Raw genomic sequence first — 6,513 nt, 5'->3', positions numbered from 1 at the left:
CCGTCGACGCTGAACGCGATGCCGACCATCTCACGTGCGTAGAAGTAGAGGAAGCTCGAGCGCTTGTCGCTGGGGTTCACCACGAGCTCGGCGGCGGCCATCGCCTCGACGTGCGACGCCACCGACACGGGCAGCCCGACGGCTTCGGCGATGATGTTGCCCACCGGGGCATCCGTCCAGCCGAGACGCGGATGGTCGACGAAGCCCCCTTCGGCGACGCGTCCACCGATCGCGACACCTGCCCACAGCACTCGACGATTCGACCAGCGTCCGATGAAGCGTCGTGCGCTGTCGCCGATGGCGGTCAGCGTCTGCTCGGAGGTCTCGGCGATCGGCGTCGGGATCTGGATGGCGCCGACGACGCGATGCAACAGATCGTGGGTGGTGATCGAGGTGACCTTGTACCCGATATGGATACCGAGGGTCAGGAAGTCGGTCACGTTGATTTCGAACGGCAGGCGCGGACGTCCGATGGCACCGGCCGGCGCGAGGTCGGCGCGTTCACGCAGGAGCCCCGCCTTCAACAGCGCGCCGACCTGGCGGTTCACCGTCGAGATGGACAGTCCGGTTGCCTCCGCGGCGTCGTCGCGGAAAATCGGGCCGGAGAGTCGAGCGGTGCGCAACACGAGCGCTGCGGGTTTGTCGGAGAGCTCGAGGCGCGGTGTCGCGATCTGAATCGGCCGCCCCCCTCTCCTGGCACTACGTGGTTCGAGCCCGGGAACAGGCGTCGGTCGCGGCGTCGACCTGCGTGGGATCGGACGTGCGGCCGGCCGTCGGACCGGTGAGGAAAGCGTAGCTGTGCGGATGGGCTGATCAACGGTGGCGGTCATGAGCGGGTGTCCTAGGTGTCGGTGCAGCAGCGGTGTCGGTGCAGCGAATCCGGGGCGCACAGCATCGTGGACGCCGCGAGCGATGGCGTCAGCGGCCGGAACCGGAGTTCATGGCGGGCGGTCGACGATGATCGCGGGGGATTCGCGTGGAATGCGGAGGGTGAAGAGTGAAGAACTCGGATCAACGCATTCGGCGACAACACAGCACACGGGCGAACGGCAGACGACAACCCAGAGCGGTGATCACGTAGGTCACCTCTGAGATCTGCGCCAGGGCGCGGTCGTGCTCGCTCGTCATGAGCACGAAGCTAGCAACTGATCGCAGCGGCCCGCAACTCCCTTGCGCATCCCTTGCCGCAGGTCACAGACCACTTCGCGCGCCCGGCAGAGGCGTCCACCGGCGAGAATAGGCTGCCTGCGGCGCGGCGTCGCGGGTTAGACGCACCGCGCGCAAAAGTTGCCGTCCTCCGTCGCCCTGCACGAGTACCCGACCTGCGCATCCATCGAGCGTGCGCAACCGTAGAGCTTGTCGGTACCCTGTCGTAATCTGAATCACATGCCTCCGCAGACCGCCTCCACTGCGCATCTTTCCGCCGAGCCGGCGAGTTCGAGCGACACCGAATTTCACGCAGCGACCGAGCCGTTGCGCCGTGAGATCCTGGCCCATTGCTACCGAATGATGGGTTCACATCACGACGCCGAAGACCTCACCCAGGACACCTACCTCCGTGCCTGGCGCGCGTACGACAAGTTCGACGGTCGTGCGTCGGTACGGACCTGGCTGCACAAGATCGCGACCAACACCTGCCTGACCGCACTGCAGAGTAAACAGCGCAGGCCGCTCCCCTCAGGACTCGGCGGCGATGCCTTCGACCCCACCGACACACTCGAGACCGACGGCGAGGTCCCCTGGCTCGAGCCGTACGCGGGCGCCGTCGACGAGATCTCCCCCGGCGACGACGCCGACCCCGCCTATGTCGTCGGTGCACGCGAGTCGATCCGCCTCGCGTTCATCGCGGCGCTACAGCATCTACCCGAGCGGCAGCGAGCCGTACTGATCCTGCGCGATGTGCTGCAATGGCGGGCCGCCGAGGTGGCCGACACCATCGGTGTCACCACCGCAACGGTCAACAGCCTGCTGCAGCGCGCCCGCGAGCAACTCAAGAATGCTGCGCCACAGCATGATTCGACGGAAGAGATCACCGACGACGCCAAGCGTGAACTGCTTGCACGGTATGTCTCGGCGTTCGAGCGGTACGACGTCGACGCCATCGCCGACATGTTCACCGACAAGGCGATCTGGGAGATGCCACCCTTCACCGGTTGGTACCAGGGTCCGGCAGCGATCGCCACGCTCATCCGGCACAACTGCCCAGCGGAGAAGGAGGGCGACCAGATCCTCCTGCCCACTGTCGCCAACGGACAACCCGCCTTCGGGCTCTACATGCGCGAACCCGACGGCGTGCACCGCCCGTTTCACCTCCAGGTTCTCGAACTCGGCACGACTGGCCCCGACGCATCGCCCGCGGTCACGCACGTCGTCGCGTTCTTCGGCGACGACGTGGCCACCGACTTCGCCCGCTTCGGCCTGCCCGCCACCCCGCCCCGCTGATCGGCGGGTGGGCACCCTTCCCGCTGATTGAGCCGGCCGCGAGCGGAGCGAGCTGCCGAGTCGAAATCACCCCGCCTCGGGAATCGCGCCCGGGTTCATCCACACGATCTCCCAGGCGTGGCCGTCGGGATCGCAGAAGCTGCGGCTGTAGGTGAAGCCGTGGTCGTCGGGTTCGCGCAACGCACTCGCACCGTTGGCCAGCGCGGCGTCGGCCACGTCGTCGACTTCGTGCCGAGACGACGCCGAGAACGCGAGGACCACCTCGCGCGACATCCCCGCAGAGCACCCCCCACCCCGACCGGCCGCGGAGTACCCCGCGAACCGCCGGGCAGCGAGCAGCACCAGCATCGTGCGCTCATTGATCGGGAGACACACCGTCCCGGTGTCACAGAACCATTCGTCGGTGCGGAAACCGATGCTCTCGAAGAACCGGCGTGAGCGCGCGGTGTCGTCGACGGGCAGCGTGATGAACAACGTTGACGCCATACACAGACCGACCCGTACGCCGCCCGGAAGTCATCGTTGGTGGACCGCATAGGCTCTACGAGCATGGGAGTCATCTACCTCGTACGACATGGCCAGGCCAACCCGTCCGCGTACGGGGTCGCCGACAGTGCGCCCACCGAAAACGCGCCCGCCGACGACTCAGCCGCGGCCGGGAGCGACCCCGGCCCCGGCCTCACCGATACGGGTCGGGTCCAGGCCGGCCTCACCGGAACCCTGCTGTCCGCGCAGATCAGCGGTGTCACCGCCGCGATCAGCGGCGACCTCGCCCGGCAGACCGAGACACTTGCAGGCGTCCTCGCCCGCCTCGACTCCGCGCCGGAACCGATCGTCGACCCGTCCTGGAACGAGTACGAACTGCCCGCGCTCGTCGGCGCAGCGACCCCAGACGAGTTCGCCGATCAGAAGTCGTATCAGCAGCGCCTCGACGCGGGCCTCGCGCACTGGATCGACCAGACGAGCATGGCGGAGGCCGAGGGCGCGACCACCCCTCCCGGTTCCGGCGAAACCTATCCCGAATTCCGCTCACGGGTCACCGGCGCGGGCGAGCGCGCTGCCGAGTTGGCGGGCAGCGGACAGACCGTTCTCGTGGTGTCCTCGGCGGGCACCATCACGCAGCTGATCGCCGAACTGTGGGGGGTGCCGCCGCACCGTTGGCCTGCGATGGCGCGCACGATGGTCAACGCTTCGGTGACCAAACTCCTCGTCGGCCGCAGCGGGACGTCGGTGATGTCGCTCAACGAGCACGCCCACCTCGTCGACCGCGAAGGCGGCATCGCGACGTTCCGCTGAACGCCATGCCGCCGCGAGTCCTCCGCACCTGACGGCGAAACCGTAAATGTGGGTCCAATCGATGAATGTGGTTGCTGCAGCACACACATCCTCATATTCGACACACATCTGGAAGTCGTCCATCGGCAACGACTCGTATTGACCGCACCGCATCCGACGTTTCCCCGACCTGCGATCTCGAGCAGAATTTTTGTCGGTGGTCGGTCGTAGTATGGGATCACACGTTCGATCAGGTCGCAGGAGGGAGGTGCGAAGTGTCGATCGAGCCAGTGAATCCGTGGACCAACCCTGATGCGGGAGATGAGGATTCAGACAACGACGCCCTCAGCACTCTTCGTCGAGCAGGCCGGGCGTCACAAGCCGACAGCACATCTGTTGGGTCGGAAACCGATGAGTCGAGACCCCATACCGATCCCCTGGACTGGTCGACGGCCCTGCCGCTCGGGGTACTGGGCGGGATTGATCCCGAATCGCCGGGTGATGCCGACACGGTCGCGGTGATGGAAGGCCTGACCCAACTACGTTGCGGCGAAGCATTTTTGGGGTGGGCTCGGTATCAGTCGATCGGGGTGCTCTATGACCGACTGGTCGTCGCGCGTGCCGAATCGGATGGCCTGATCGTGGATGGCTTCGCCGATGCGGCGGCACGCATCTCCGGAATCTTCGCGGTATCACGCCCCCAGGCCGAACGCATGCTCGACGACGCGATCGTGTTACGCGATGACCCGCCACAGGTATTCGGCTGTCTACGCGATGGGATCATCTCGATCGAGCAAGCGCGACTGGTCATCTCACGCACCGACCTGGTCCGCGGGCCGGGCACCCCGCCCGAGGTGGTGGCCGCCGTCGATGAACAGATCGCGACCACGCTACGCACACGGCGCGGGTCGTGGAAACGGCCCCGCCTGCGCGACATGGTCGATCGGATCGTGTTCCGCCAAGACCCCGACGCGGTACGTGAACGCCGCGAGCGTGCCCTGGATAGGCGGGGCGTGTTCGTCGATAACTGTGGCGACGGGGTCGGCGAGATCACCGCGGTCATGTCGGCAGAAAACGTGCAGATCGCGGTCGCTGCGGTACGACGCCTTGCCGACGCGGTCTGCAACGGTGACGGTCGGACCCGTCAGCAACGCGCCTCGGATGCAATGTTTGCGCTGCTCTCTGGTTCACGGTTCGAATGTGCCTGCGCCAGCACCGATTGCACCGCGCAGATCCCGGAGCCCGGCACCGTCCCACCAGCCGATCCGCGATTCGTCATCCACGTCGTGTGCAACGAAGCCGCCCTCACCGCACCAGAGCCCGCCGAAAACACCGACGGCTTCACCGATCCCGACGTACCCGCTGCAGATCGAGTTGAGTCCGGCGACTTCGCCGACGATGCCGGTGGTCGTGAGCCAGACAGCGACACCGGACCAGGTACCACCCGAACCGCACGAATCGAGCGTCGCCGCGCCGAGGTGTCCGGCGACGATGTCCCGGTGGGGTTCATGGACGGCTACGGCATCATCTCCGCCGAGCATGTCCGCGACATCGCGGCGCGCCCCGATGCGGTGATCCACCGAGTCATTCCGAAGGGCACCCCCCACTACGCCGACGGCACCTACACGCTGCCCGCACACGGCGCCGACCCCTACCAGCCATCCACCGCATTGGATGAAGCAATCCGCTGCCGTGACGGCTACTGCGTCGACCCCGGCTGCAGCCACTCGGCCTGGACCGCCGACAACGACCACGTCACCGAATTCGACCACCACGACCCGCGCGCGGGTGGACAGACGAGCTACGAGAATCTGAACACCAAATGCCGGTACGGGCACATCCAGAAAACGTTCGGCAACTGGGTCGACGACCAATACCGCGACCCCACCACCGGACGGCTGGTCACCGAATACATCACCCCCGAAGGTTTCGTCATCCCAGGTGACGCCGAAACCTTTGAAGACACCTTCCCCGGACTCCGCCGCATCCGCTTCACCTCACCACACACCGGAGACCCGCCGCGCCCCCGACACCGGACACCACCCGATCTACCGCGCTCACCAACACGCGTGGCAAACAAACACGCCCGACGCCGCGCCGAACGCCGCCGCAACCGCCAACGCCGCCTCACCCGCGACGGGAACAAGTGCCTCGTCGACGACGCAGCCGCACCACCACCGTTCTGACCGAGCAACACCCGCTACGAGGCGAGCGCGGCCAGCCCAGCGGCGATGAATTCGCCCGTCGCCTCGGCGGCGTGCTCGGCGCCTTCTGACGCCGCGCCTGCACGTGCGCGATGGCTGATGCCCTCCGCGATCACACCCAACTTGAGGTTGGCCAGCCCGAGGTAGAACGGCCAGTCGCCGAGGTCGTTGCCGGTCAACGTGGCGTACCGCTGGGCCATCTCGTCGGCCGACGGGTAGCGGTCACTGGTCCACGCGCCGTCGAAGCCCAGAACCCGATCGAAGACGGGTGCGCGGTAGACGCACATGAGGGCGACGTCGGTGATCGGATCGCCGAGCGTCGACATCTCCCAATCGACCACTGCGGCAACAGTTCCCGGGTCATCCGACGCGAGAATCGTGTTGTCGACACGGTAGTCGCCATGGACGACGGTCGCACGCGCCTGCTCCGGCACCCGTTCACCGAGCGCGTCGACGAGCCGATCGACGTCGGGTAGATCCCTGCCCCGGACGTGCGACCATTGCCTGGCCCACAGCTTCACCTGCCGACCCGCGAAACCCGTTGGCCTACCGAACTCCCCGAGCCCGACCGCCTCGAAGTCGACGGCGTGCA

6 protein-coding genes are annotated in these 6,513 nt (G+C 66.7%); 3 read left to right on the top strand and 3 right to left on the bottom strand.

Translation table 11 applies throughout. The features are described from left to right. A partial coding sequence (locus tag A5777_RS03585) for an ROK family protein (RefSeq protein WP_156529273.1) occupies positions 1–830 on the bottom strand: 830 nt, incomplete at its 3' end. Between the two features lie 556 nt (positions 831–1,386). On the opposite strand from A5777_RS03585, the gene A5777_RS03580 reads away from it, so the two are divergent. Then, positions 1,387–2,442 (top strand): sigma-70 family RNA polymerase sigma factor, encoded by a 1,056-nt coding sequence (locus A5777_RS03580; RefSeq protein WP_064861657.1) that lies wholly within the window; start codon positions 1,387–1,389, stop codon positions 2,440–2,442. Between the two features lie 66 nt (positions 2,443–2,508). Here A5777_RS03580 and A5777_RS03575 read toward each other — a convergent pair whose 3' ends face one another. Further along, on the bottom strand, positions 2,509–2,928 hold the full coding sequence (locus A5777_RS03575; RefSeq protein WP_064861656.1) for a VOC family protein: 420 nt from the start codon (positions 2,926–2,928) through the stop codon (positions 2,509–2,511). Positions 2,929–2,991: 63 nt separating this feature from the next. Here A5777_RS03575 and A5777_RS03570 point away from each other — a divergent pair, with 63 nt between their 5' ends. Together A5777_RS03570 and A5777_RS03565 are read left to right on the top strand one after the other, a co-directional pair. Continuing rightward, complete coding sequence (locus tag A5777_RS03570) at positions 2,992–3,738, top strand: histidine phosphatase family protein (RefSeq protein ID WP_064861655.1); 747 nt, start codon at positions 2,992–2,994, stop codon at positions 3,736–3,738. A 254-nt stretch (positions 3,739–3,992) separates the two neighbouring features. Then, positions 3,993–5,903: a DUF222 domain-containing protein gene (locus tag A5777_RS03565; RefSeq protein WP_372495454.1), complete on the top strand. Its 1,911-nt coding sequence runs from the start codon at positions 3,993–3,995 to the stop codon at positions 5,901–5,903. Positions 5,904–5,917: 14 nt separating this feature from the next. Here A5777_RS03565 and A5777_RS03560 read toward each other — a convergent pair. Next, a partial coding sequence (locus A5777_RS03560; protein ID WP_156529272.1) for a phosphotransferase family protein occupies positions 5,918–6,513 on the bottom strand: 596 nt, incomplete at its 5' end.

It is taken from the genome of Gordonia sp. 852002-10350_SCH5691597 (assembly GCF_001665715.1).
Classification (GTDB): Bacteria; Actinomycetota; Actinomycetes; order Mycobacteriales; family Mycobacteriaceae; genus Gordonia; species Gordonia sputi.
The sequence above is the reverse complement of the archived record's forward strand: the minus strand, read 5'-3'. Positions and strand labels throughout refer to the sequence as shown.